Origin of the sequence: Haloterrigena sp. KLK7, from assembly GCF_037914945.1 — an archaeon.
In the GTDB taxonomy this organism is placed as follows: Archaea; Halobacteriota; Halobacteria; order Halobacteriales; family Natrialbaceae; genus Haloterrigena; species Haloterrigena salinisoli.
Genome location: NZ_CP149787.1, coordinates 411019 through 433671 on the forward strand (window position 1 = coordinate 411019; position 22653 = coordinate 433671).

A 22653-nucleotide genomic window follows, 5' to 3' on the forward strand; every position below is an offset into this window, starting at 1 on the left:
GGACCGCAGTTACGCGGCGGTCTCAGTTCGTAACGGAGCGGCCGTCCTCGAGTTGTACTCGTAGCTGCTCGGATCGCTCGCTGTGTTCTCGCAACGAGACCGCATCCCGTTCCTGACTGTAGTGGACGTACGCCGCGTCCGCCAGTTTCGGGACGTGCACGTGGTACAGCGAGAGATAGATGCGTTTCACCGCTTCGGGAGAGATCTCCGAAAGCGGCGCGTCGCGCTCCCGGACGGCGACTTCGTCGGCCAGATCGGCCAACGGCAGCGGATTCTCGTACTCTCGCAGACACTCGAGGGCGTAACGGCGACGGCGATGTGAGAGGAGTTCGAAGACGGTGTTTGCGGATTCGTCCGCTTCTCGTGGCCCAACCATACGAGAGCAAGCCGTCCCACATGGAAGAGAGACCGGGTTGTATACACCATGAGCAACGACCAAAATGCCGACGAGCGCGCTGCTCGGAGCGTCAGAACACGAGCGTCGACGCCAGTCCGACGAGTCCGGCGAGCGTGAATCCCAGCCCCGGAATCGCGAGCAGTCCGCCGAAGATCACGTAGAGCGACCCCGACCGGTGTCGGTCGGGGATCACCGTCGACCGGTCGCCGGCCGACACCTCGAACCAGTCGCCGCCGCCGACGGTGACCGGGGCGCCGTCCGCGGGGCTTCGAGTGTCGTCGACGACGGACCCGCCGAAGACGTTGACGTCGGCCCCCGGCTCGAGGCGCAGTTCGCGATACTGGGAGACCGTCTCGCTCGAGGCGGACGCTCCGTCGGTCGGGTCAGCGTCCGCACCGGGCAGCCCGACCGCGGCGAGCCGATCGCGCACGTCTCCGGAGAGGTCGGCCCGGTCCGTCCACGCCGTCGCGTCCGGCTCCCAGTCGGCCAGCGAGAGGACGGCGTCGGTCGGATCGACCGCGACGCGGGCGTCGCCGTCGTCGACCAGGAAGGGGACGCCGGCCGACGCCCGCCCGTCGTGGGTCCACAGTTCGTCCGCGTCCGCGTTCGCGTCGACGTCGGCGCGGTTTCGGGTCCGCGACTGCACCGCGTAGGCCAGACAGGCCCGTCCGGAGATCGGGGCCTCGAGCGTTCCCTCGTCGCTCGCCCGCGCGGTCCCCTCGAACGCGACGAGCCCGGTCGCGTCGGGCACCTCCTCGAGCGGCGTCGGGCCGGCCGTCCGGAGCCGTCGAGCGAGTCGAACGCGACCGACGCCGATCGAGGCGACGAACAGGCCGGCCCCGAGGATCGCCAGCCCGACCAGCAGCGCCCCGCTCGTGACGAGCAGATTCGTCGGCGGCATACCGACCGATTGCGGACCCGGAAGGATAATTCCCGCGAACCGTCAGCTCTCGCGGCCGCGCGCGGCGTCGGGGCGGTCGGCGGGCGCTCGAAACCGCCGGACGGGATGCCGATAGAGGAACGTTTATCCCGATCTTGTCCGATGATAGCAGTGAGTATGAGCGACGATACCGGTGAGCCGGAGGTCGAACTCGAGGCCCGCCTCGAGGAACAGGAGACGTTCGAACCGCCCGAGTCGTTCGTCGAGCAGGCGAACGTCTCGGATCCGGGGATCTACGAGGAGTTCGAGGAGAACTGGCCCGAGTGCTGGGAGCGAGCGGCCGACCTGCTGTCGTGGGACGAGGCGTACGATACCGTCCTCGAGGACGGCGACGCGCCCTTTTACGAGTGGTTCACGGGCGGAGAGCTGAACGCCGCCTACAACTGCCTCGACCGCCACGTCGAGGAGGGCGCCAAGAACCGCGCGGCGATCAAGTGGGAGGGCGAACTCGGCGAGACCCGGACCTACACGTACGGCGACCTGTTGAACGAGGTCGAGGCGTTCGCGGCCGCGCTCCGCGACCTCGGCGTCGAGGAGGACGACGTCGTTACGCTGTACATGCCGATGATTCCCGAACTGCCGATCGCGATGCTGGCCTGTGCCCGCATCGGCGCACCCCACAGCGTCGTCTTCGCCGGCTTCTCGGCCGACGCGCTGGCGACGCGAATGAACTCGGCCGACAGCGAGTACCTCGTCACCTGCGACGGTTACTACCGCCGCGGGGACGCCCTGAACCACAAGGAGAAGGCCGACAAGGGGCTCCGGAGCGTCGAGAACGACGTCCAGACGGTCGTTGTCGACCGACTCGGCGACGAGCTGACCCACTTCCTCGGCGCCGACGCCCGCGACTACGACGAACTCGTCGCCGAGCACGAGGGGGCGAGCGTCGAGCCGGTCTCGCGGGACGCCGAGGACATGCTGTTCCTGATGTACACCTCGGGGACGACCGGCGAGCCGAAGGGCGTCAAGCACACGACCGGCGGCTATCTCGCCTACACGGCGTGGACCTCCCACGCCGTGCTCGACGTCAAACCCGAGGACACCTACTGGTGTGCGGCCGATATCGGTTGGATCACCGGCCACTCCTACATCGTCTACGGCCCGCTCGCGCTGGGCACGACGACGATGATGTACGAGGGGACGCCCGACTATCCCGAGAAGGACCGCCTCTGGGACATCATCGAGCGGAACCGCGTCGACACCTTCTACACGGCGCCGACGGCGATCCGCTCGTTCATGAAGTGGGGGACCGAGTATCCCGAGCGACACGACCTCTCCTCGCTGCGCCTGCTCGGAACGGTCGGCGAACCGATCAACCCGCGGGCCTGGAAGTGGTACTACAAGCACATCGGCGGCGAGGAGTGTCCGATCGTCGACACCTGGTGGCAGACCGAGACCGGCGGGATGATGATCACGACGCTGCCCGCGATCAACGAGATGAAACCCGGTTCGGCGGGCCCGCCGCTTCCGGGCATCGACGCCCGCGTCGTCGACGCCGCCGGCGAGGAGATTTCGGCCGGCGAAGCCGGTTACGTCACGGTCAACAACCCGTGGCCGGGGATGCTCCGGACGCTGTACGACAACGACGAGCGGTTCATCGAGGAGTACTGGACCGAGTACTCCGACCCCGATGCCGACGAATGGGTCTACTTCCCGGAAGACGGCGCAACGGTCGACGACGACGGCTACGTGACCGTCCTCGGTCGGGTCGACGACGTGATCAACGTCTCCGGTCACCGGCTTGGCACGATGGAGATCGAGTCGGCGATCGTCGGCGTCCCCGGCGTCGCCGAGGCCGCCGTCGTCGGCGGCGACCACGAGATCAAGGGCGAGGCCGTCTACACCTACGTCATCCTCGAGGACGACGCCGAACCGAGCGAGGACATGCGCGAGCGGATCGTCGCGGCCGTCGAGGACGACATCGGCCCCATCGCTCGCCCCGAGGAGGTCCTGTTCACGCCGGAACTCCCCAAGACGCGCTCGGGCAAGATCATGCGCCGCCTGCTCGAGGACATCGCCAGCGGCAACGACCTCGGCGATACCTCGACGCTTCGAAACCCCGAGATCGTCGACGAGATCGCTCGACAGGTCAGCGGGGCGGACGCCTCGGACGACGCCACTGCCGATGCGGATGCGGACGCCGATACTGACGCTGCTGCTGACGCCGACGCTGACACCGGCGCAGACGCTGCCGGCGAATCGGAAGGCGACGACTGATCGCATCGCCGCCCGCCGCCGTCACACCGCGTTTTCGTCGAACCGCGAGATGGCCTGAACGACCAGGAGGAACGTCACCAGAAAGACGCCGACGGTCACGCCGCCGTAGAGGGCGAACGTGGCCGGCGTGACGGGAACGGCCGTTTCGAGGACGGTGACCGCCTCGAGGCCGGTCACGACGGGGAGCGCGTAGCCGAGGACGGCGCCGAAGGCGGCGGTCGCGACGACCAGTACGAGACAGAGGCCGCCGACCACGCGGCGCCCGCCCAGTTGTCGATCGGCAGTCACGAGCGTCCGTTCGCGGCGCACGTCCGAGGTCCTTGCGTTTTCGTCTCGCGCGGAGCGGTCGCGTCCCCGCCGTCGCCCCGAGACCGATTCGTTCTCGCGGTTCCCAAAGTCATTTGGCAGTACTTGTTTCGGCGATATCGCCGTACGAACGCGTACGGCAGGTCGTCGACACCGGGCCTCTCTCCGTTCCCTGCCGTCGCACTCCCAATCCCATCCATCTCCCCACTGCCCGTGTCGCGCCGCCCGCTGCCGAGCGCGACACCGCTGACCCGCGCGAACGACGTCGGCGCGTTCGCGCGCCACCGCCCGTTTTTTATCGGACGTCGTCGTACTCTCGAGGCAGTATCACCGTGGTCTCCGAACCGACCGATACCGACGCCCAGGAGTCGTCCCGACGACTCGCCGAGAAAGAGCTGTTTCTGTTGCTACTCGTCGGTATCGCCCTCCTGATGGCGCTGCTGGGGTTCGTGCTCATCGTTACCTGACCGACTCGAGTCGAGAGGACGGGAACGGAGATATCGGCCGGCGCGGTCAGTTCCGCTCTCGCTCGCTCGTCGTCGACTCGTGGCGCGTGCGGTCGTCCCCTTCGATCACGCGCGCCGCGTAGTAGGTGACGAAGCCGAGGGTCGCGATCATCGACAGCAGGATCGCGAACTGGATCGTCGACTGCAACGGTTCGATCCCCCACGGGTTGAATATCGCGAAGAGGGCGACGAAGAACACCATAATCGCGAGGGGGATCAGGTTGACCGCGAGATCGAGCGTGACTTCGGCGTCGAATGCGGGTCGGCTCATGGATATCTATCGATGGTAGCGGCGTCGGTAGTGGACGATCACGGTACCGACGACCGTCACGATGCCCGCGATCGCGATCGCGAGGCCGCGAGTGGTCAGGCCGGTCAGTCCGTCGACCGCGGCCGGCGCGACGGTGTCGGTTCCGAGCGCGTACAGCATCCCGCCGCCGAGTGCGAAGACGGCGCCGAAACCCATCGCGACGGGCAACGGATCGGTGACGTGGTCCGACTCGGCGAGGATTCCCGCGACGCTGGCGGCGAACAGCACGAGTCCGCCGACCGCGACCGGGAAGAGGTCGACGACGATGCCGACCTCCGACCCCGCGAGTCCGATCGCGATCAGGACGGGCCACGGGCTCGCGGTCGGACGCTCGCGATCGCGGTCGCGGTCGTTCGCGCTCGAGTGATCGACCATCGCGGTCGGCTACCACGTCCCGTCAGTAGTAGCTAGGGTCGGCCGTCGGTTCGGGAGACAGTCATCGGGACAGACAGAACGGACGGCCGGTCGACGGCGTGGACCGCGCCGCTCGGCGCCGGTCGCTCGCACTCGCGATCACGCCTCGCGTTCGATAACGAACTCGGTGAACTCGTGGAGTTTCCGGGTCGTCTCCGCGTCGAACTCGAGGCGATCGATCGCCGCGCGGGCCTGGGCGGCCAACTCCTTTCGAGAGGGAGCGACGTGAAAGGGATTCCCAGTTTGTCGTATCAGTTTCGAAAGCATGGTAAATTGTCACCTCCGCTCGCGACGAATCGCGGCGCGAACGGTACAGTTTCCCGGCCGGCAGTCCACAGCGGAGGTATGACCGACTGGATCGGTGACGTCTTCACGAGCGACGCCGGGTGGACCCACCTCGAGACCCTCGTCGACATCGGAAACCGGATGGCCGGCAGCGACGGCGAGCGCGAGGCCGCCGAGGCGACTCGCGACGCGCTGGCCGACGCCGGCGCCCGAAACGCCCGCCTCGAGGAGTTCGACATTCAGGGCTGGACGCGCGAGGAGAGCGCGATCACCGCGGGCGGGACGAGTCAGAACTGCATCGCCTTGCCGCGCAGTCCCGCCGACCGCGTATCGGCGCCGCTGGTCGACCTCGGCTACGGTCTCCCCGCGGACTTCGAGGAGATCGACCTCGAGGGCGCGATCGTCATGGTCCGCAGCGACGTCCCTGACTACTACGATCGCTACCTCCACCGCCGGGAGAAGTACTACCACGCCGTCGAGAACGGGGCCGCGGGGTTCGTCTACCGGAACCACGTCGAGGGCTGTCTGCCGCCGACCGGGAGCGTCGGAACCGACGAGGAACCCATCGGCGAGATCCCGGCCGTCGGCGTCTCGAGCGAGGTCGGCGCGCGACTGGCTCGGCGGTTCGACGGCGCGGAGATCGAACTGACCGTCGAGGCCGACGTGGGTCCGGCGACGAGCCAGAACGTCCACGCCGAACTCGGTCCCGACACCGACGAGCGCGTGCTGGTGACGAGTCACGTCGACGCCCACGACATCGCGGAGGGCGCCTCGGACAACGGCGCCGGGACCGCAATGGTCGTCGAACTCGCCACTGCGCTGGCCGCCCGGGAGGACGCCCTCGAGACCCGCGTGGAGTTCGTCGCCTACGGCGCCGAAGAGGTCGGACTGGTCGGCTCGAACCGCCACGCCGAGCGGGCGGACCGCGAGTCGATCACGGCCATCGTCAACAACGACGGCGTCGTCAGCGACCGAACGCTGTCGCTGACGACTCACGGTTTCGACGACCTCGAGGCGGCCGCCGACGCGGTCGCCGACCGATACGACCACCCGGTCGAGACGGTGCCGAAACTCGGCCCCCACAGCGACCACTGGCCGTTCGTCCAGTGGGGCGTCCCCGGCTACCACGTCAAATCGACGTCGGACGAGGTCGGCCGCGGCTGGGCCCACACGTTCGCCGACACCGTAGAGAAGCTCGAGCGGCGAACGCTCCGCGAGCAGGCGGTCCTCCTGACCGACCTCGTCGTCGAACTCGCTCGCGAGGACGCGACCGTCGAGCATCGCGACCCCGACGCGATCGCCGCCGACCTCGAGGCGCAGGACCTCGCCGAAGGAATGCGGATCACCGGCGACTGGCCCTACGACGACTAGAACCCCACGTCTTTTTTCGGACCCGCGCTAACGGCCCGACATGGACGCCGCGTGGTCCGTCGACGAGCAGCCGGTCGTCGGTATCGTCGACGCGAACGCCGACACGGGATCGAGAGCCGACGCCGACGGCGAGTCGCTCGCAGACGCGCTGCAACCGACCGTCGCGGCCCGCGACGCGACGGCGGTCAGCGGCGACGTCGACGCCGTGCTCGCGGCGACGCCGTCGGTTCTCGTGGCGGCCGGCGACGACGGCCTCTCGGCGATCGCTCGCGCCGGCGCCGACGTCCCCGTGCTCCCGGTCGGCGACGTCACCGGAATCGACGCCGTCGACCGGACGCGGGTGCCGGCGGCGCTCGAGGCCGTCCTCGCGGGCGAGGCGACCGTCGATCGGCACGCGGTTCTGGACCTCGAGGTCGACGCTCCCGGCGGCGGGAGCGGCGCCGCCGGATACGACGGCGTCGATATCGACGTTGACGTCGACGGCGACGCCGTCAGTGCCGGGACCGGTTCCGAGGCCGACGGGACCGATTCCGACGCGAGCAGCGGCGGTACCGAGGACAGCGCGGGCGATTCCGGACCCGCCGACGGCGGAGGCGACGCCGAAACCGGCGAGACGGTCCGCGACCGCGCGCTGTTCGACGTCGCGCTCGTGACCGACGAACCGGCTCGCATCTCCGAGTACGGCGTCTCGAGCCGCGGGGACTCGATCGCGACGTTCCGGGCCGACGGCGTCGTGGTCGCGACGGCGGCCGGCAGTCACGGCTACGCCGGCACCGTCGACGCGCCCCACCTCTCGGAGGCCGTCGGCGCGGTCGCCGTCGCGCCCGTCGCCCCCTTCGTCACCGACACGCGCCGCTGGGTGCTTCCCGACGACCGACTCGAGCTCACGGTCGAACGCGACGAGGGCCCGATCGCGCTCGTCGCCGACGGCCGGCGCGTGACGTCGGTCGGCGTCGACGCGCGGATCTCCGTCTCGGTCGACGACTCGCTCGAGACGCTCTCCGTGTCCGACGGCGCGCTCGAGGGTCGATAACCGCAGTCGAGAAAGAGTAGTCGTGGCCGTTTTCAGGCGCGCGCACCGACTCGGTCGGGCGCGTCCGCCTTGTTGTTCGCGTAGGCGTTGTACGCCGAGAGGACGGCGACAGCCAGCCCGGAGGCCGCGGTCCCGGTCGCCAGCGTGCTACTTCCCATGTCGATCACGGCGGGCGAGACGAGCAGCCAGAGGCCGAGCAGTACGGCCAGCGACGCGACCCCGACGCTCGCCAGTCGATCCCGCGAGAGGCGGACGAAGTTATAGCCCGCCAGCAGGAAGATTCCCGTCCCGACGAGCGTGTCGTTCCAGATCGCCTGGTCCGTCGCCTCGAAGATGAACGGCGAGGCGACGACGTAGAGCCCGATGATCGCGACGAGGGCGCTCAACCACTGCATCATGTCGGTGTTGAGCGTGTTGTTGTGGTCGGCTCGCCTGGTGCTGTCTCGGTTCGTGTCAGTTGGTGTATCGCTCATGTCTCCACCGACGATAGCCGATTCCCGTGCAAAGCGGTCGTGCCTGCGGTTGTCTGCATCCACGGATACCGACGTGTTTCCGGTCCAGATGCCCCGCAATAACGCTCCTCCAGGCCGAGCTATTCCTCAAGGCGGGCGGAGATGCCACTCGAGGCGAGTCGGAAAAAGACGGCGAGTACCGGCGGTGACGGCGGGTCGTCGCGATCGAGACCGCCTCGCGGTCGGCAACGGCGAGGCGCTCGAGGCGGAGGGTTGGTGCCTAGCTGTTGTACGGCTCTTCGTCCCGGTGGTGGTCCGGGTTCTCCTGCTCGAGGGCGTCGTCGACCCGGTCGTCGGACTTGTGTTCGATGTCCTGGCGTCGCTGCTCTTCGTCCTGCTGCTCGCGGGCCTCCTTCTCTTCCTCGGTGAGTTCCTCCTCGTCGTCCTCGGCCTCGGTGTCTTCGTGAGCCAGTTCGACGTCCCGCCCGTGTTCGTCTTTGCCGGTCTCGTCAGTGTTGTCGGACATACTGATCCCGACTGGGGCTACCGTCGAATCGCGAAAAGGCGTTGGGCTTGCGAAGGTCGGCCGGAACGAGTCGGTTCGTTCGTCGGCGATCGTCTCGGTGATCGTCCGGTCGCTCCGATGAGAGACCTCGAGACGACGGTGATCGCTCTGCTATCGTGGCGACGGGGATTTCCACTCCCTCCCCAGCCGATTCGTTCGCTATCCGAGGGGCTCACTTCGTTCACCCTCGCACCGCTCACTCATCCCTCGCACAGTGTCGTCGATCGCCCTCACTGGCGTTCGGACGATCGACAGTGTGCGCCACCGTGGATCGGTGGATCCGAAGCGCGACCGACGTCGCCCCTCACCACGCCTCGCCCGAGGCCAGATCGATCTCGCTGTCGCCCTTTGCAGAGGGGCAGATGTCGGCCAGCACGCAGTCGCCGCAGTCGGGGTTGCGGGCGGTACAGGTCGCGCGACCGTGGTCGATACAGAGGTGGGTGAACTGCTGCCAGTAGCCCTCGGGGACGATCTCCATTAGATCCCGCTCGATCGCCTCCGGGCGCTCCTCCTCGGTCAGGCCGAGCCTGCGCGAGAGCCGCTGGACGTGGGTGTCGACGACGATCCCCTCGACCACGTCGTGGCCGTGCTGGAGGACCACGTTAGCCGTCTTCCGGCCGACGCCCGACAGCTCCGTCAGTTCGTCCATCGTGTCCGGTACCTCGCCGTCGTGCTCCTCGAGGATCGTCTCGCAGGTGCTCTTGATGTAGCCCGCCTTGCTGTTGTAGTACGTGATCGAGTTCAGGTCCTCCGCGAGCTCCTCTTCGGGCGCGTTGGCGTAGTCCTCGGCCCCGTCGTACTTCTCGAAGAGGTGTTTCGTCTCCGCGTTGACCCGCTCGTCGGTACACTGCGCCGAGAGGATCACCGCGATCAGCAACTCCAGGCGATTCGAGTACCGCAGCGAGATCGTCGAGTCCGGATACGCCTCCTCGAGGCGATCGACGACTTCGGCGGCCTGCTCCGTCCGCGTCTCCAGTGGGGTTCCCATGTGCGTCCGATAGGAGCGTCGTCTGTTGAGCGTTCGGATTCGGCGTTGCGGCGAGCGGCCGGATGTCGCGTCCGTGAGTCAGTCTGCCGAGAATAGTAGGGCCTCCCGTCCGCGAACCGGTTCCCGCGCGGGATGCCGTGACCTTTAAGCGGCCTTCATCCACCTATCTGGATATGAAAGCGACCGCCATGGCCCATCCGATTCAGGGCTTGGTCAAGTATCACGGGATGCGAGACGATATCGAGCGCCTGCCGTATCACGACAGCATCAGCCTCTGTACGGCCCCCAGCCACACCCGCACGACCGTCGAGTTCTCGATGGACTACGAGGAGGACACGTTCGTCGTCGACGGCGAGGAACTCGACGGCCGGGCCTACGAACGCGTCGAAGCCGTCGTCGAGAAGGCCCGCTCGAAGTCCGACGCGGCCCACACCGTCTACCCGGTCCGCCTCGAGAGCGAGAACAGCTTCCCGTCGAACGTCGGCCTCGGCTCGTCCTCGTCGGGCTTCGCCGCGGCCGCGATGGCGCTGGCCGAGGCCGCCGAACTCGACGCCTCGCGCCAGGAGATCTCGACGATCGCCCGCGTCGGATCGGCCTCGGCCGCTCGCGCGGTCACCGGCGCGTTCTCGCAACTGCACACGGGCCTGAACGACGAGGACTGTCGCTCGCGGCGCATTCCGAGCGACCTCCACGAGGACCTCAAGATCGTCGTCGGCCTCGTCCCCTACCACAAGGAGACCGAGGACGCCCACCGCGAGGCCGCCGACAGCCACATGTTCCAGGCTCGCAACGCCCACATCCACGGCCAGATCGCCGAGATGCGCGACGCCCTGCGGAACAACGAGTTCGACCGCGCGTTCGAACTCGCCGAACAGGACTCCCTCTCGCTGGCCGCGACGACGATGACCGGCCCCTCGGGATGGGTCTACTGGCAGCCCGCCACCCTGAAGATCTTCAACCGCGTGCGCGAACTCCGCGAGGAGGAGGACATCCCCGTCTACTTCTCGACCGACACCGGCGCCAGCGTCTACGTCAACACCACCGAGGAGCACGCCGACGAGGTCGAGGAAGCGGTCTCGGACTGCGGCGTCTCCACCACCGTCTGGGACGTCGGCGGCCCCGCGAAGCTCCTGGACGAGGACCAGCACCTGTTCTAGGCCGGCGGTCCACCGCGTCGCTCGCGCTTCGCTTCGTGCCGCCGAGCGACCGACAGTTCGCGCGAGTGAAACGCGTTGAAAGAGTCATATACTGCGTCGGGCTAGTACACCGGTAGTGAACCCGATGGTCGATCTCGACAGGGACGACATGGCGATCCTTCACGTCCTGCAGGACGACGCCCGGAACGCGACGACCGAAGCGATCGGCGCGGACGTCGGCCTCGCGGCGAGTACCGTCGCGTCGCGGATCAACGACCTCGAGGACCGCGGAGTCATCACGGGCTACACGCCCGAAATCGACTACGAAAAGGCCGGATTCGAACAGCGGACGTTGCTCGTCGGAACCGTTACCGACGAGGCCGACGAGGCGGTCGTCGCCCGCGTGAGCGAGGTCGAGAACGTCATCAGCGTCAGGCGACTGCTGTCCGACGAAGCGGACCTCCACATCGAACTCGTGACCGATACCCAGAAACGAGTGGAGGCGGTCACCGACGAGTTGCACGAACTCGGGATCGAGATCACGCGGACGAGCGTTATCGTCGAGGAGCGCACGCGGCCGTTCGATCACTTCGGGGAGAAGTATACGACCGACGGCTGAGTTTCGGAATAATTGCGCCGAAACCGGGCCGATTTCCGACGAGTGTCGCGAGGGGTTGAAGGGAATCCGGAAAAGCGTCCGGTCAGCGACGTGTTTTAGGGTCGGTGAACGATAGCCGGACTCGATGTCCGATCAGTCGCGCCCTCCCGACGATCGCCGCCCGCCGAGCGAGAGAGTCGTCGAAGCGGTCGCCGCCGCGTTCGGTACGTCTCCGCTGGATTTCGAACCCACGCTCTACGAGACGGTCGATCCCGAGGCGCTCGATTCCCTCGTCCGTACCGGCCCGGAGTCCCTTCGGATCCGGTTTCGGTACGGAGAGTGTTCCGTCGTCGTCACCGGAACCGGTCGCGTCGACGTCTCGCCGCCCGACAAGGAGATCTCTACGAACGACGAGCGCCTCTAACGAGCGAATCACGTCGGACGAGCGATGGGGACTCGCGGACGGCTATCGAGCGTCCCGAATTCGTTCGACGCTCGCCGTGAACCTATACTCCTCGCGGCCGTAGCCGCCGCTATGCACGTCGTCGTCCTCGGCGCGGGCTACGCGGGGCTGACTCTCACGAAGTTGCTCGAGTCGTCACTCCCGTCCGACGTCGACCTCACGCTGGTCGACGAGTCGCCGGACCACCTCGTCCAGCACGAACTCCACCGGGTGATCCGCCGGCCGGGAGTGGCGAACGAGATCCGGATCTCGCTGCCGGAGGCCCTCGAGCGCGCGACGGTTCGCGTCGCGCGCGTCGAGGATATCGACCGGGACGAGCGCGCGGTGTCGCTCTCGGACGGTCGCCTCGAGTACGATCTGGTCGCGATCTGTCTCGGCGCGCGGACCGCCTACTACGGTCTCGAGGGCGTCCCCGACCACGGACTTCCGCTGAAGCGGCTGGCGGACGCGCGCCGGATCAGGTCGCGGGCGCTCGAGGTACTGCGGGACGACGGCGGTCGAATCGTCGTCGGCGGGGCCGGCCTCTCCGGCGTGCAGGTCGCGGGCGAACTCGCCGCGCTGGCCCGCGAGGAGTACGGATCGGCGTCGATCGCGATCCTCGAACAGCGAGCGCGAGTCGCGCCGGGGTTCCCCGCGGACTTCGGGGACGCGATCGCACGCGCGCTCGAGTCGTCCGATATCGAGATCCGGACGGGAGCGACCGTCGCGGGAGCCGACGCGGCCAGCGTCCGACTCGAGTCGGGCGAACGGCTCCCCTCGGACCTGTTCGTCTGGACCGGCGGCATTCGAGGCACGGACGCCGTCGGCGAGCGACCGACGGTCGAGGCGGATCTGCGACTCGACGACCGCGCGTTCGCGCTCGGCGACGCCGCGCGGGTCGTCGACGCCGACGGCGAAACGGTGCCGGCGAGCGCGCAGGCGGCCGTCCGCGAGGCCCGGACGGCGGCCGAGAACATCGGGCGACTCGTCGACGCGCGCCGAGACGGCGTCGAGACGTTCGAGCCCGACCTCGAGGCGTTCCGGTTCGAGTCGCCGGGCTGGGTCGTCAGCGTCGGCGACGACGCGGTCGCGACGGTCGGCTCCCGCGTCCTCACGGGACGGCCCGCGAAGGCGCTGAAGGCGAGCGTCGGCGTCGGCTACCTCTCCGGTGTCGGCGGCGTCGGCAATGCGGTCGGCTTCGCCTCCCGGGAGTTCGTTCCGGATCGGTTCCGGCGGGATCGGTGACGGTCGGCCGGTCGAGCGTTACTCGAGCGAGATCACGACCTTGCCCTGGTGCTCGCCGGCCTCTACGTACCGGTAGGCCTCGCGGACCTCGTCGAAGCCGAAGGTGCGGTCGATCACCGGCTCGAGGTCCGCGGCTTCGATCGCGCTGTTCATCCGGTCGAACATCGCGCGGCTACCGACGCCCATCGATCCCTTGACGGTGAGCCCCTTCAGGAGGATCGGGTTGGGGTGAACCCGACCGTCCGGTCCGGAGAGGACGCCGATGAGGTGGACGTGTCCGTCGAAGGCCGCGGCCTCGATCGACCGCTGGAGCGTTCCCGAGCCGCCGACCTCGACGACGTGGTCGACGCCGCCGACCGCCTCCTGGACGGCCTCGCCCCACTCGGGCGTCTCCTCGTAGTTGAGCGTCCAGGTCGCGCCCAACTCGCGGGCGCGCTCGAGTTTCTCGTCGCTCGAGGAGGTGACGAAGACGTCGGCGCCCTGCATCGTCGCGAACTGCAGCGCGAACGTCGAGACGCCGCCGGTGCCCAGTACCAGGACGGTCTCGTCGGCGGTCAGATCGCCCTCCTCGTGGAGCTCGCGCCACGCGGTCAGTCCGGCGCAGGTGAGCGTGGCCCCCTGCTCGTACGAGAGGGTGTCGGGGAGCACCGCGAGACTGTCGGCGGGGAACGTCGCGTACTCGGCAAGCGCGCCGTCGGTGTTGCCGCCCGTCGTCCGTTCGATCTTCTCGGGCGCGACCGGGCCGTCGACCCAGTCGGGGGCGAATGGGGTCGCGACGCGGTCGCCCTCGGAGAGGCGCTCGACGTCGTCGCCGACCGCGACGACCTCGCCGGCGCCGTCGGACAGCGGGACGACCGGCAGTTCCGTGCCGGGGTAGACGCGGTCCTCGTGGGCGATCGACAGATCGCGGTAGTTGAGCGAGGCGGCGCGAATCTCGACGAGCGCCTCGTCGGCCGCCGGTTCGGGACGGTCGCGTTCGACTTCGACGATGCCGGAGTAGTCACTCGTGGCGTCCTGGACTTCGTAGGCCTTCATCGCTCGAGCGGAGGGACGCTCGATCTTTTAACCCTGCGTCCGGCAACCGTGTTGCCGGAACTAGGTGCTACCGGCAAGCGACGACGGCGCGTCGACCGCCGCCGGCGGAATCGCGCTCGGCGGTACAGACCTTTTAGTCGTCGACCGAGTATGGGGGATCGATGAGCAACGAGGTCGAGCGAAACGACCGGCGACGCGCTTCGGACCGACGGACGGGACTCGAGGCGTCGGAACGGAGTACTGTGTTTCGCGACCCGGTCGAGCCGACCGACGATCACGACCACTCGGGCGACCACCTCGCGCTCCTCTACGAGAGTCGGCGCGAGCAGTTCGACGCCGTGATTCCGTTCGTCCGGGAGGGGCTCGAGGCCGGCGAGCGGTGTCTGTATCTCGCCGACGAGACCGGCCGGGACGAGATTCTCGAGGCGCTTCGCGACGCCGGCGTCGACGTCGACGAGGCGCTCGAAAGCGGTGCGCTGGTGATTCACGACACCGAAGACGCCTATCTCCGGGACGGCTCGTTGGATCTCGAGGGATCGCTGGAGCTGCTCGAGACGTTCGCCGAGGAGTCGACGGTCGACTTCGAGGGAGCTCGGGTGACCGCCGAGGAGACGTGGCTGTTGCGGGCGTCCGAAGCGGCCGACGAGTTCATGGCGCTGGAAGCGCGGGTGAACGAGCGCCTTCGCGGCGAGAACTGCGCCGTGCTCTGTCAGTACGACCGGAAGCGGTTCCCCGCGCCCGTTCTGGAAGACGTCATCAAGACGCATCCACGGCTCGTCTCGGACGGGGCGATTTCTGAGAACTTCTACTACACGCCCCCCGAGACGTTCTTCGACGGCGAGGACCCGGCGGCGACGGTCGACCGGATGATACGGACGGTGAACGAGCGTGCCGACGCGAGGGCAGCAGTCCGCGAGCACAGGAACTACCTCCGCGAACTCTACGAGACGACGGCCGACGCCGACCGCTCCTTCGAGGAACGGGTCGAACGGCTGCTGGAACTGGGCTGTGAGCGGTTCGACCTCAGAGGCGGCGCGCTGGCCCACCTCCCGACCTGGGACGACAACTTCCGGGCGGAAGTGACGGTCGGCCCCGACATGGGCGACCTCGAGGGCGAGTTGCCCATCCAGCCCACCGAGGGGAACTTCTGCCGGCAGGCGATGGCCTGGGCCGAGCCGACCGCCGTCCCCGACGTCGTCGACGCCGGCTGGGACGACGATCCCGTCTTCGAGGAGTTCGGCTTCGCGACCTACTTCGGCATTCAGGTTACCGCCGGCACCGAACCCTACGGCACGTTCTGGTTCTACGATACGGAGCCACGAGATCGGCCGTTCACCGAGGCCGAGCGGACGTTCCTCGAGTTGATGGGCCAGTGGATCAGCACCGAACTCGAGCGCCGACGGCGCGAGGCGTTCCTGCGAACGAGCTACCAGATCACGTCGGACCCCGACCTCACCTTCGCGTCGAAGATCGAACGGCTGCTCGAGCACGGCCGGGAGTGGTTCGGCTGCGACGTCGGCTACTTCACCGCCATCGACGCCGAGACCGATCGCTTCGAGATCGTCGAAGCCGTCGGCTCGCACGACCGGATTCGGACGGGCGGCGGCGGCTCGCTGTCGGGAACGTACTGCAAGAAGGTCGTCGAGGCGGGCGAGTCGATCAGCGTCGCCGACGCCGCCGACGCGGGCTGGGAGGGCGATCCCGCCTACGACACGTACGGGCTCGACGCCTTCCTCGGGACGACGCTGGAGGTCGACGGCGAACGATTCGGAACGCTGTGTTTCGGCTCGGAGACGCCCCGAGAGGGTTCGTTCACCGAGACGGAGTACACGTTCATCGACCTGATCAGCCAGTGGGTCAGCACCGAACTCGAGCGCCGGCGGGACGAGCGGACCCAGCGCGAACTGTACGAGATCACCGCCGATCCGGACCGGTCGTTCGACGAGCAGCTCGAGGCGGTCCTGGAGCTCGGCTGTGAGCGGTTCGACATGGAACTGGGCGGTATCGCGACGGTGGATCCGGAGACCGATCGGTTCGAGGTCGAGACGACGAACGGCGACCACGAGTACCTCACGCCGGGCGAGCCGTATCCCCTCTCGGAGACGTACTGCCGGGCGCCAGTAGACGAGGAGGGGACCTGTACGATCACCGATCCCGTCGAACGGGGATACGACGGCAAACTGTGCTACGAGCGCTTCGGCGTCCGGGCGTATCTCGGCACCCACCTCGAGATCGAGGGCAGCCCCGATCGGACCTTCTGGTTCGTCTCGACCGAGCCCCGCGAGGAGTTCTCGGAGGCCGAACGCACGCTCCATCACCTGATGGGCCAGTGGGTGAAGTACGAACTCGACCGCCAGCAGTACGAACGGGACTTAGAGGAGACGGTCGAACGACTCCAGCAGTCGAACGATCGGCTCAAGCAGTTCGCCTACGCCGCCAGCCACGACCTGCAAGAGCCCCTGCGGATGGTCTCGAGCTACCTGCAACTGCTCGAGAACCGATACAGAGACGACCTCGACACCGAGGCCCGGGAGTTCATCGACTTCGCGGTCGACGGCGCCGATCGGATGCGCGAGATGATCGACGATCTGCTGGCGTTCTCCCGGGTCGAACACGCCGACGGCGAGTTCGAGCCGGTCGACTGTACCGAGGTGCTGGATCGCGTTCAGGACGACCTACAGGTACGGATCGATGAGAACGACGCCGAGATCCTCGTCGACTCGCTACCCACGGTCAGCGCCGACGTCGAACAGCTCGAGCAGCTGTTCAGCAACCTCGTCTCGAACGGGATCAAGTACAACGAGAGCGCGGTTCCGCGCGTCGAGGTGACCGCCGCAGATCGGGACGATCGCTGGGAGTTCGCGGTCGCCGACAACGGGATCGGCATCGAGTCGGAGAAGACCGACCGCATCTTCGAGGTGTTCAAGCGCCTCCACCACGACGACGAGTATCCGGGCACCGGGATCGGCCTCTCGCTGTGCCAGGAGATCGCCGAGAACCACGGCGGCGAGATCCGGGTCGAGTCCGAACGCGGCGCGGGGTCGACGTTCTACATCACGCTCCCGAAGCGGGACGCCCGGTGAATCGAGACGGACGCGACCGCGACCCCGAGTCCCGAACGCCGCTCGACTCGAGTTCGGGACGCGGTCTTCGGCGGACTCGAGGCACCGTCGGTCAGTTCAGGTCCAGCGGTCCAGTCCCGTCTGCGAGACGCTCTCCTCGATGCGCTCGAAGCCGCGCTCGACCTCGCTCTCGGTGACCGCCCACTCCTCGCAGACGTACTCCCGGGCGGCCTCGAGGTCGGGGTCGAGGTCCGTGTCGAACTCGTACTCGTCGGTCACGTCGGGGTCGCGGAACAGCTGCCGAACGCGGTCGCCGTACTCGATGTGTGCGCCCCGATCCTCGAGGACGCTCCAGAGATCGCCGTGCTCGGTGATCGCCGAGATCGCCGTCTTCGGGCCGATCCCGGAGACGCCCTCGTTGAAGTCCGTCCCGATGAGGATCGCCGCGTCGATCAACTGCTCCAGGGTGAGGTCGTGGTGGGCGAGCGTGGCCTCGAGGTCCATCAGCTCCGGATCGCCCTTGCTCGTCAGCTGGCGCAGCGTCCGGGGCGAGCCGAAGAGGAGGGCGTCGTAGTCCTCCGAGCCGACGTAGTCGGCGTCGCCGCGACGGACCATGTGGGCCGCCTGGGCCTCGCCCTCCGCCGGCGCCTCGACGACCGGGACGTCGAGCAGTCGGAGGAGTTCGCGGCTGGTCTCCTGTATCGTCGGCGTCAGCCGCTGGGTCCGGGACTCGAGTTGCGCGATGGCGACCTCGTCGCCCTCCTCGCGGGCGACCTCGAGTTGCTCCTCGTAGGTTCGGCGCTGGTCGCGGCGGGACTCGATCTCGTCGTCCTTGAGCTCGGAGGGGCCGCCGTCGAAGACCATCACCGGCGTGATGTCGTTCTCGAAGAACTTGGGGAGACCCTGCACGATGCCGACGAGGTTAGCGACCTCGGTGCCGTCGGCCGTGGTGTATTTCGAGCTATCGGTCCACTTGACCGTCGTCGTCAGGTAGCGGTAGAGCCAGTTGTGCGCGTCGACGGCGACGACGCCCTCGATGTCCGAGAAGGGGATCTCCTCGATGACGGCGATGTCCCGCAGTGCAGCGTTTCCCATTACCGCTTCCTTGGGCGGACTGGGATTTGTATCATTGGCTTCCGAGCGGATCGCTCCGCGCTCGTCCGACTACTCGCGAACCGATCAGTACCGACCGAGAACAGCGACTCGAGACTGCGAAACCGGCGTGCGGTGGTGCGCGCTGTCGATCGGGTTCGAGGAACGCGAGGGACGAACAGCGTGAGCGCCTCGAGGGTGAATAGCGCGGACCTTCGGTCCCCGAACCGTGAGAACGGGCGGGGAACGCCCGTGAGAAGACGGTGAACGAAGTGAGCCGTGAACGAAAGCGAGGATCGATCGATACCGTCGTGCGAGCGAATCGATTGGGGAGGACGCGGCAGCTCCTTCTTGCCACGGTCACAGAACGTTTCGAGTCGAATCCGGTCCCAGCAGTTCTGATCCCGATACGCGTGTCTCCATTCGAAATTGCGCTATCGGGACCTCACTACCGTGCAACGGGGATTGCCACACCCTCCCCAGCCGATTTCTGATCGCGGGCCGTCGGCCCGCGAGCATGGTTCGCGGAACCTTCGGTTCCGCGCTAACGCTCACTCGCAGGCTCGTTCGCTCATCCCTCGCGATTCGTGCTGCGTCTCGCTCACGCTCGCCGCAGCCCCGCGCGCCGAGAGTGAAAGTGAGGCGTTCCGTTCTCTAGTCGCGCGACTCGAGGCCCGGCGGTTCGCTTTCTTCTCGAGACGCGAGGAACTCCTCCTCTTCGTCGGAGAGGTCGCGCTCGCGGAACTCCTCGAGACCGGCCTGGTAGCGCTCTCGCGCGTCCGGTTCGCCGCCGGGATCGGCCGCGTCGTCGACGGGCGACGGGTGCTCGAGGACCAGTTCGGCGATGCCGGTCGTCTCCGCGGTGTAGGCGAAGCCGGACCGGTAGAGGGCCTCGTAGGCGAAGGGGTTGTTGACGGCGATCCGGAGGCGCTCGTAGCCCCGCTCGAGCGCGCGGTCGCGGACGCGAGCGAGCAGTTCGGGACCGATCCCCTCGCCGCGCCGGTCGCGGGCGACGGTGACGTAGCGCAACCAGAGCGTCGACTCGTCGGTGCGGTCCTCGTTGAACGCGACGGCGGCGACGAGTTCGCCGTCGTCAGTTCGGGCCACCGCCTTCCCGGTGTTGGTCATGACGAACTTACCGGCGTAGCTGAACCGCTCGTGATCGAGTCGGAGCTTGGGTCCGTCGGACGGCCAGCCCAGGAGGTCGTACTCCACGCCCGCCAGTTCGAACGCCAGCCACTAAGGGTTCGTCGACTGCGTACCGACGTTCGCTCCGTCCACACGACGGTTCCGCCGCTCGCGTCCGCTCCGCAATCGGCAGTGCCCCGTCTCGACCATCGTCCCCTGACAGTGGCTATTACCGACACAAACAGGGGAAAGAGCTAACACGGCAATCACGAGTAACATCTACGAGCATGGATCGCGAACAGTCGTCGGCCGATCCGACCGTGAACCCGGGCCTGCTCGACGACGCCTTTCTGGCGCTTCGCGAGCGGGATCGCCGGCTCGTCCTCTACTTCCTGCTCGAGCACGAGACGGCGTCGCTGTCGGAGCTCGCCGACGTGGTCACCGCCTGGAACCACGCCACCGACGGACGGGTCATCGAGCCGCGGTGTCGGAACCAGCGGTATCTGCGACTCAAGCAGCTCCACGTCCCGCACCTGGTCGACGCCGACATCGTGATCCACGACGAGGAAACCGATCGGGTCTCGCTCGAGTCCTGCCCCGAACCGATCCGGGAACTGGCCGCGCGAGCCTGCGCGGCGGAGACCGGCCCGTGAGCGGGCGACGCCGGGACGGTGCCTCGAGACCGCCGACGCTACCGTTCGAACGCCACCAATGACGCTCTCGGACTACTTCGACCGACTCGAGGCGCCCACGCGGACGGTTACCGTCTACGCGCCCCCGCCGCGACCCGCGATCGTCGACCGAATCGAGACGGAGACGGGGGTCGACGCCGTCGACTACCGACCGCTTCCGGCCGCGGCGGCGGCCGATCAGGGGTTTCTCGTCGTCCGCGAGAGCGAGCAGCGATACGCGAGTCGCGAGGACGAACGGGGAGTGACCGCTGGAAATCGACACGCGAGCCGCGAAACCGGCGATTTCGTCGCCGCGATCGGACTCGAGGCCGCCCGCGAGTTCCTCGAGCCGCCGATCGTCGCCCCCTGGGACGAGACGGACGCCGACGCCGCCTATCGCCGCGTGATCGAGGTCTTCGAGGCGACGGTCTGGCGCGCGCTCGACCGGCGACAGTTGCTCGCGATCAGCCGCGAGATCGAGGCCCGCGCCTGGCGCGTCGGCGGCGGCACCCTCCGGGTCAGCTTTCAGCGAGCGGCCGCGCTCGAGGCGATGGCGCCCGTGTACGTCCGCCTCGCCGGGGAGTCGGCGCTGGACGTCCACGTCTACATCGCCGACGACTGGGAGCGACCGGCGATCCCCGGCGTGACGATTCACGCCGACGCCGGACCGGAGATCGGCGAGTTCTGGGCGATCACCTTCGACGGGGACGGTGACGAACTCCGGACCAGCGGCCTGGTGGCGCGAGAGCGAGCGGACGGGACCTTCGAGGGCTACTGGACCGACGACGCGGCGCTCGTCGCGGAACTGGAGGAAGCGCTTCGAGACAGCGTCGACTGACGGCTCGATCGTCGCTGGACGACTCGAGGCGATTCCGAGTGGACGGGCTAGAACCGATTCCGCCACCGCTGGGTCCGCAACACCTCGTCTTTCATCGCCGAGCAGAGCTGTTTCGCTCGCTCCTCGTCGAACTCGTCGGTCAGGTCCGCGGTACACGCCTCCCAGGAACCGCCGATCGACGACCAGTACTCGAGGACGCTGTCCCGATCCCAGCCCGCCGGCAGGTCGTCCAGCCCGGTGACGTCCTCGTCGACGACGTCGGTCAGCGCGTCGCCGTCGGTCGGTTCGGTGGCGTCGGCGTCCTCGAGGGCGCTGGCTTGCAGGCTCGAAGCGCGGTAGACGGCCGAGCCGACCGCCTCGAGGCCGACGACGTACGCCGGACGGTCGTCGCTGGCCTCGACGGTCGCGTAGTCGTCCTCGTCGCCGTTCTGTGGGAACTCGAAGTCGTCCGTGAGTACTGCCGCGACGACGCCGCGCCCGTCGGGCGTCGCCACCTCGTCGCCCTCGGCGTATCTGGTCGCGGACTCGCTCATATCCGTCGCTCGAGCCGTCAGTCAGGTAGGAGCAGTGCACGAATTCGCAAGGCGCGTCTCGCGCATCGGTTCATTTCATCTCGAACTATCGACCTGAGTGTACTGAATCAATTTTTATACAAATAATAGTCATTCATTACGTTGGGGATTTGCCCTCCTTTAGCGATAAGAATCATTTTCGAACCGACAGTAGGGACGCTCTCTCTGTTGACTATTGATAGTTTATAATAAACAGGCTTAGCGAAGAATTTCCAGTATTAGTTTCACCCCATACCAGGTCATATTTATAACTAATAATTCCAATTCGAGATATTTTGGCAGCAAGAGCACGGATATTTCCTGTCAAAAGTAGCGATGAGAACTCTCGATAATGTTGCCGAAACGAGGGGAAATTCTTCTATATCGGCAGTGAAACTGAATCTAAATCGATAAACAGAGCTATCGGCCGCTCTAATCTCAGGGTTCAATCGAAACTACTTGCCGGATTCAAATAGATCTCCGGTGACGGTAATAACCGGGCAACACGCCACAAAGGGAAATTGCAACTCCCTCGTGATGAGCAACAGCACCGTCATACGAGGGATGTTCCCTACTATAGCCTCTGTTGCCTGACACGGTGATTGAACAATGAAACGTGCACTCTCGATTGTACTGGCAGTAGTAGTGATCGGTAGCGTGCTGTTCGCGGGCGGCGTGGTCGCACACGACTACGACAACAAACACGACAAGGACAAGCACGACAAGGAGAAGTACGACGATAAGGACAAACACGACGACAAGCACGACAAAGACAAACACGACGACAAGGACAAACACGACGACAAAGACAAACACGACGACAAGCACGACAAAGACAAACACGACGACAAGGACAAACACGACGATAAGCACGATAAGGAGAAGTACGACGACAAGCACGACGATAAGCACGACAAGGAGAAGTACGACGACAAGCACGACGATAAGCACAAAATCGACTTCGGGGACGACTTCCCCTTCAACGACAAAGATGTCGAAATTGACTTCGGAGACGACTTCCCCTTCGACGACAAAGATGACGACATGCGAACTGGATCCGGCATGTGATCC

At 66.9% G+C, this 22653-nt stretch carries 25 protein-coding genes; 12 read left to right on the forward strand and 13 right to left on the reverse strand.

Annotated elements, in window-relative coordinates:
- Positions 1-22: 22 nt before the first annotated feature.
- Together WD430_RS01980 and WD430_RS01985 are read right to left on the reverse strand one after the other, a co-directional pair.
- Complete coding sequence (locus tag WD430_RS01980) at positions 23-376, reverse strand: hypothetical protein (RefSeq protein ID WP_339104360.1); 354 nt, start codon at positions 374-376, stop codon at positions 23-25.
- 91 nt (positions 377-467) lie between these two features.
- The gene (locus WD430_RS01985; protein ID WP_339104361.1) at positions 468-1298 is read right to left on the reverse strand and encodes a hypothetical protein; all 831 of its coding nucleotides are present in this window, start codon (positions 1296-1298) and stop codon (positions 468-470) included.
- A gap of 156 nt (positions 1299-1454) precedes the next feature.
- Between WD430_RS01985 and acs the strand changes: the two genes are divergently transcribed.
- Positions 1455-3554: an acetate--CoA ligase gene (gene acs / locus WD430_RS01990; protein WP_339104362.1), complete on the forward strand. Its 2100-nt coding sequence runs from the start codon at positions 1455-1457 to the stop codon at positions 3552-3554.
- A gap of 21 nt (positions 3555-3575) precedes the next feature.
- Here the strand turns inward: acs and WD430_RS01995 are convergent, their stop codons facing one another.
- A complete protein-coding gene (locus tag WD430_RS01995; RefSeq protein WP_339104363.1) occupies positions 3576-3842 on the reverse strand; it encodes a hypothetical protein in 267 nt (88 codons plus the stop codon).
- Between the two features lie 350 nt (positions 3843-4192).
- Between WD430_RS01995 and WD430_RS02000 the strand changes: the two genes are divergently transcribed.
- Positions 4193-4327, forward strand: a complete 135-nt coding sequence (locus WD430_RS02000; protein WP_339104364.1) for a hypothetical protein — start codon at positions 4193-4195, stop codon at positions 4325-4327.
- Between the two features lie 46 nt (positions 4328-4373).
- Here WD430_RS02000 and WD430_RS02005 read toward each other — a convergent pair whose 3' ends face one another.
- The 3 genes from WD430_RS02005 to WD430_RS02015 form a co-directional block, all read right to left on the reverse strand.
- Positions 4374-4637, reverse strand: coding sequence for a DUF6684 family protein (locus WD430_RS02005; RefSeq protein WP_339104365.1), 264 nt, complete (start codon positions 4635-4637; stop codon positions 4374-4376).
- Between the two features lie 6 nt (positions 4638-4643).
- Positions 4644-5051 (reverse strand): hypothetical protein, encoded by a 408-nt coding sequence (locus tag WD430_RS02010; RefSeq protein ID WP_339104366.1) that lies wholly within the window; start codon positions 5049-5051, stop codon positions 4644-4646.
- Positions 5052-5189: 138 nt separating this feature from the next.
- On the reverse strand, positions 5190-5357 hold the full coding sequence (locus WD430_RS02015) for a hypothetical protein (protein ID WP_339105847.1): 168 nt from the start codon (positions 5355-5357) through the stop codon (positions 5190-5192).
- Between the two features lie 78 nt (positions 5358-5435).
- Between WD430_RS02015 and WD430_RS02020 the strand changes: the two genes are divergently transcribed.
- Both WD430_RS02020 and WD430_RS02025 read left to right on the forward strand, forming a co-directional pair.
- A complete protein-coding gene (locus WD430_RS02020) occupies positions 5436-6746 on the forward strand; it encodes a M28 family peptidase (RefSeq protein ID WP_339104367.1) in 1311 nt (436 codons plus the stop codon).
- 40 nt (positions 6747-6786) lie between these two features.
- Entirely contained in the window at positions 6787-7779 is a 993-nt protein-coding gene (locus tag WD430_RS02025) for an NAD(+)/NADH kinase (RefSeq protein ID WP_339104368.1), read from the forward strand.
- A gap of 32 nt (positions 7780-7811) precedes the next feature.
- Here WD430_RS02025 and WD430_RS02030 read toward each other — a convergent pair whose 3' ends face one another.
- The 3 genes from WD430_RS02030 to nth all read right to left on the reverse strand — a co-directional run bounded on the left by WD430_RS02030 (position 7812) and on the right by nth (position 9784).
- Positions 7812-8252: a hypothetical protein gene (locus tag WD430_RS02030; protein ID WP_339104369.1), complete on the reverse strand. Its 441-nt coding sequence runs from the start codon at positions 8250-8252 to the stop codon at positions 7812-7814.
- A 259-nt stretch (positions 8253-8511) separates the two neighbouring features.
- Positions 8512-8757 carry a hypothetical protein gene (locus WD430_RS02035; RefSeq protein WP_339104370.1) on the reverse strand — a complete coding sequence of 82 codons (246 nt, stop codon included), beginning with the start codon at positions 8755-8757 and terminating at the stop codon, positions 8512-8514.
- A 343-nt stretch (positions 8758-9100) separates the two neighbouring features.
- Positions 9101-9784 carry an endonuclease III gene (gene nth / locus WD430_RS02040; RefSeq protein ID WP_339104371.1) on the reverse strand — a complete coding sequence of 228 codons (684 nt, stop codon included), beginning with the start codon at positions 9782-9784 and terminating at the stop codon, positions 9101-9103.
- Positions 9785-9957: 173 nt separating this feature from the next.
- On the opposite strand from nth, the gene mvaD reads away from it, so the two are divergent.
- The 4 genes from mvaD to WD430_RS02060 all read left to right on the forward strand — a co-directional run bounded on the left by mvaD (position 9958) and on the right by WD430_RS02060 (position 13205).
- Positions 9958-10941 (forward strand): phosphomevalonate decarboxylase MvaD, encoded by a 984-nt coding sequence (mvaD, locus tag WD430_RS02045; RefSeq protein WP_339104372.1) that lies wholly within the window; start codon positions 9958-9960, stop codon positions 10939-10941.
- Positions 10942-11065: 124 nt separating this feature from the next.
- Positions 11066-11539, forward strand: coding sequence for an AsnC family transcriptional regulator (locus WD430_RS02050; RefSeq protein WP_339104373.1), 474 nt, complete (start codon positions 11066-11068; stop codon positions 11537-11539).
- A 124-nt stretch (positions 11540-11663) separates the two neighbouring features.
- Positions 11664-11942, forward strand: coding sequence for a HalOD1 output domain-containing protein (locus tag WD430_RS02055; RefSeq protein WP_339104374.1), 279 nt, complete (start codon positions 11664-11666; stop codon positions 11940-11942).
- 111 nt (positions 11943-12053) lie between these two features.
- A complete protein-coding gene (locus WD430_RS02060; RefSeq protein WP_339104375.1) occupies positions 12054-13205 on the forward strand; it encodes an FAD-dependent oxidoreductase in 1152 nt (383 codons plus the stop codon).
- Positions 13206-13223: 18 nt separating this feature from the next.
- On the opposite strand, the gene WD430_RS02065 is transcribed toward WD430_RS02060, so the two are convergent.
- Positions 13224-14240, reverse strand: coding sequence for an NAD(P)-dependent alcohol dehydrogenase (locus WD430_RS02065; protein WP_339104376.1), 1017 nt, complete (start codon positions 14238-14240; stop codon positions 13224-13226).
- Positions 14241-14401: 161 nt separating this feature from the next.
- On the opposite strand from WD430_RS02065, the gene WD430_RS02070 reads away from it, so the two are divergent.
- Complete coding sequence (locus WD430_RS02070) at positions 14402-17323, forward strand: MEDS domain-containing protein (RefSeq protein WP_339104377.1); 2922 nt, start codon at positions 14402-14404, stop codon at positions 17321-17323.
- A gap of 96 nt (positions 17324-17419) precedes the next feature.
- On the opposite strand, the gene fen is transcribed toward WD430_RS02070, so the two are convergent.
- Positions 17420-18397, reverse strand: a complete 978-nt coding sequence (fen, locus tag WD430_RS02075; protein ID WP_339104378.1) for a flap endonuclease-1 — start codon at positions 18395-18397, stop codon at positions 17420-17422.
- 651 nt (positions 18398-19048) lie between these two features.
- Positions 19049-19609, reverse strand: coding sequence for a GNAT family N-acetyltransferase (locus WD430_RS02080; protein ID WP_339104379.1), 561 nt, complete (start codon positions 19607-19609; stop codon positions 19049-19051).
- Positions 19610-19809: 200 nt separating this feature from the next.
- Here WD430_RS02080 and WD430_RS02085 point away from each other — a divergent pair, with 200 nt between their 5' ends.
- Both WD430_RS02085 and WD430_RS02090 read left to right on the forward strand, forming a co-directional pair.
- Positions 19810-20175, forward strand: coding sequence for a hypothetical protein (locus WD430_RS02085; protein WP_339104380.1), 366 nt, complete (start codon positions 19810-19812; stop codon positions 20173-20175).
- A gap of 58 nt (positions 20176-20233) precedes the next feature.
- The gene (locus WD430_RS02090; protein WP_339104381.1) at positions 20234-21031 is read left to right on the forward strand and encodes a DICT sensory domain-containing protein; all 798 of its coding nucleotides are present in this window, start codon (positions 20234-20236) and stop codon (positions 21029-21031) included.
- A 47-nt stretch (positions 21032-21078) separates the two neighbouring features.
- Here WD430_RS02090 and WD430_RS02095 read toward each other — a convergent pair whose 3' ends face one another.
- Entirely contained in the window at positions 21079-21564 is a 486-nt protein-coding gene (locus WD430_RS02095; RefSeq protein ID WP_339104382.1) for a hypothetical protein, read from the reverse strand.
- A gap of 663 nt (positions 21565-22227) precedes the next feature.
- On the opposite strand from WD430_RS02095, the gene WD430_RS02100 reads away from it, so the two are divergent.
- A complete protein-coding gene (locus WD430_RS02100; RefSeq protein ID WP_339104383.1) occupies positions 22228-22650 on the forward strand; it encodes a hypothetical protein in 423 nt (140 codons plus the stop codon).
- Positions 22651-22653 lie beyond the last annotated feature (3 nt).

Excerpts from the sequence above, each read along its gene's own strand:
- nth (WP_339104371.1), bottom strand. The coding sequence starts at position 9,784 with ATGGGAACCCCACTGGAGACGCGGACGGAGCAGGCCGCCGAAGTCGTC.
- WD430_RS02060 (WP_339104375.1), top strand. The coding sequence starts at position 12,054 with ATGCACGTCGTCGTCCTCGGCGCGGGCTACGCGGGGCTGACTCTCACG.
- WD430_RS02020 (WP_339104367.1), top strand. The coding sequence starts at position 5,436 with ATGACCGACTGGATCGGTGACGTCTTCACGAGCGACGCCGGGTGGACC.
- WD430_RS02090 (WP_339104381.1), top strand. The coding sequence starts at position 20,234 with ATGACGCTCTCGGACTACTTCGACCGACTCGAGGCGCCCACGCGGACG.
- WD430_RS02010 (WP_339104366.1), bottom strand. The coding sequence starts at position 5,051 with ATGGTCGATCACTCGAGCGCGAACGACCGCGACCGCGATCGCGAGCGT.
- WD430_RS02070 (WP_339104377.1), top strand. The coding sequence starts at position 14,402 with ATGAGCAACGAGGTCGAGCGAAACGACCGGCGACGCGCTTCGGACCGA.
- WD430_RS02050 (WP_339104373.1), top strand. The coding sequence starts at position 11,066 with ATGGTCGATCTCGACAGGGACGACATGGCGATCCTTCACGTCCTGCAG.
- mvaD (WP_339104372.1), top strand. The coding sequence starts at position 9,958 with ATGAAAGCGACCGCCATGGCCCATCCGATTCAGGGCTTGGTCAAGTAT.
- WD430_RS02065 (WP_339104376.1), bottom strand. The coding sequence starts at position 14,240 with ATGAAGGCCTACGAAGTCCAGGACGCCACGAGTGACTACTCCGGCATC.
- WD430_RS02025 (WP_339104368.1), top strand. The coding sequence starts at position 6,787 with ATGGACGCCGCGTGGTCCGTCGACGAGCAGCCGGTCGTCGGTATCGTC.
- WD430_RS02035 (WP_339104370.1), bottom strand. The coding sequence starts at position 8,757 with ATGTCCGACAACACTGACGAGACCGGCAAAGACGAACACGGGCGGGAC.
- WD430_RS02055 (WP_339104374.1), top strand. The coding sequence starts at position 11,664 with ATGTCCGATCAGTCGCGCCCTCCCGACGATCGCCGCCCGCCGAGCGAG.
- WD430_RS02015 (WP_339105847.1), bottom strand. The coding sequence starts at position 5,357 with ATGCTTTCGAAACTGATACGACAAACTGGGAATCCCTTTCACGTCGCT.
- WD430_RS02095 (WP_339104382.1), bottom strand. The coding sequence starts at position 21,564 with ATGAGCGAGTCCGCGACCAGATACGCCGAGGGCGACGAGGTGGCGACG.
- acs (WP_339104362.1), top strand. The coding sequence starts at position 1,455 with ATGAGCGACGATACCGGTGAGCCGGAGGTCGAACTCGAGGCCCGCCTC.
- WD430_RS02030 (WP_339104369.1), bottom strand. The coding sequence starts at position 8,252 with ATGAGCGATACACCAACTGACACGAACCGAGACAGCACCAGGCGAGCC.
- fen (WP_339104378.1), bottom strand. The coding sequence starts at position 18,397 with ATGGGAAACGCTGCACTGCGGGACATCGCCGTCATCGAGGAGATCCCC.
- WD430_RS02085 (WP_339104380.1), top strand. The coding sequence starts at position 19,810 with ATGGATCGCGAACAGTCGTCGGCCGATCCGACCGTGAACCCGGGCCTG.
- WD430_RS02005 (WP_339104365.1), bottom strand. The coding sequence starts at position 4,637 with ATGAGCCGACCCGCATTCGACGCCGAAGTCACGCTCGATCTCGCGGTC.
- WD430_RS01980 (WP_339104360.1), bottom strand. The coding sequence starts at position 376 with ATGGTTGGGCCACGAGAAGCGGACGAATCCGCAAACACCGTCTTCGAA.
- WD430_RS01985 (WP_339104361.1), bottom strand. The coding sequence starts at position 1,298 with ATGCCGCCGACGAATCTGCTCGTCACGAGCGGGGCGCTGCTGGTCGGG.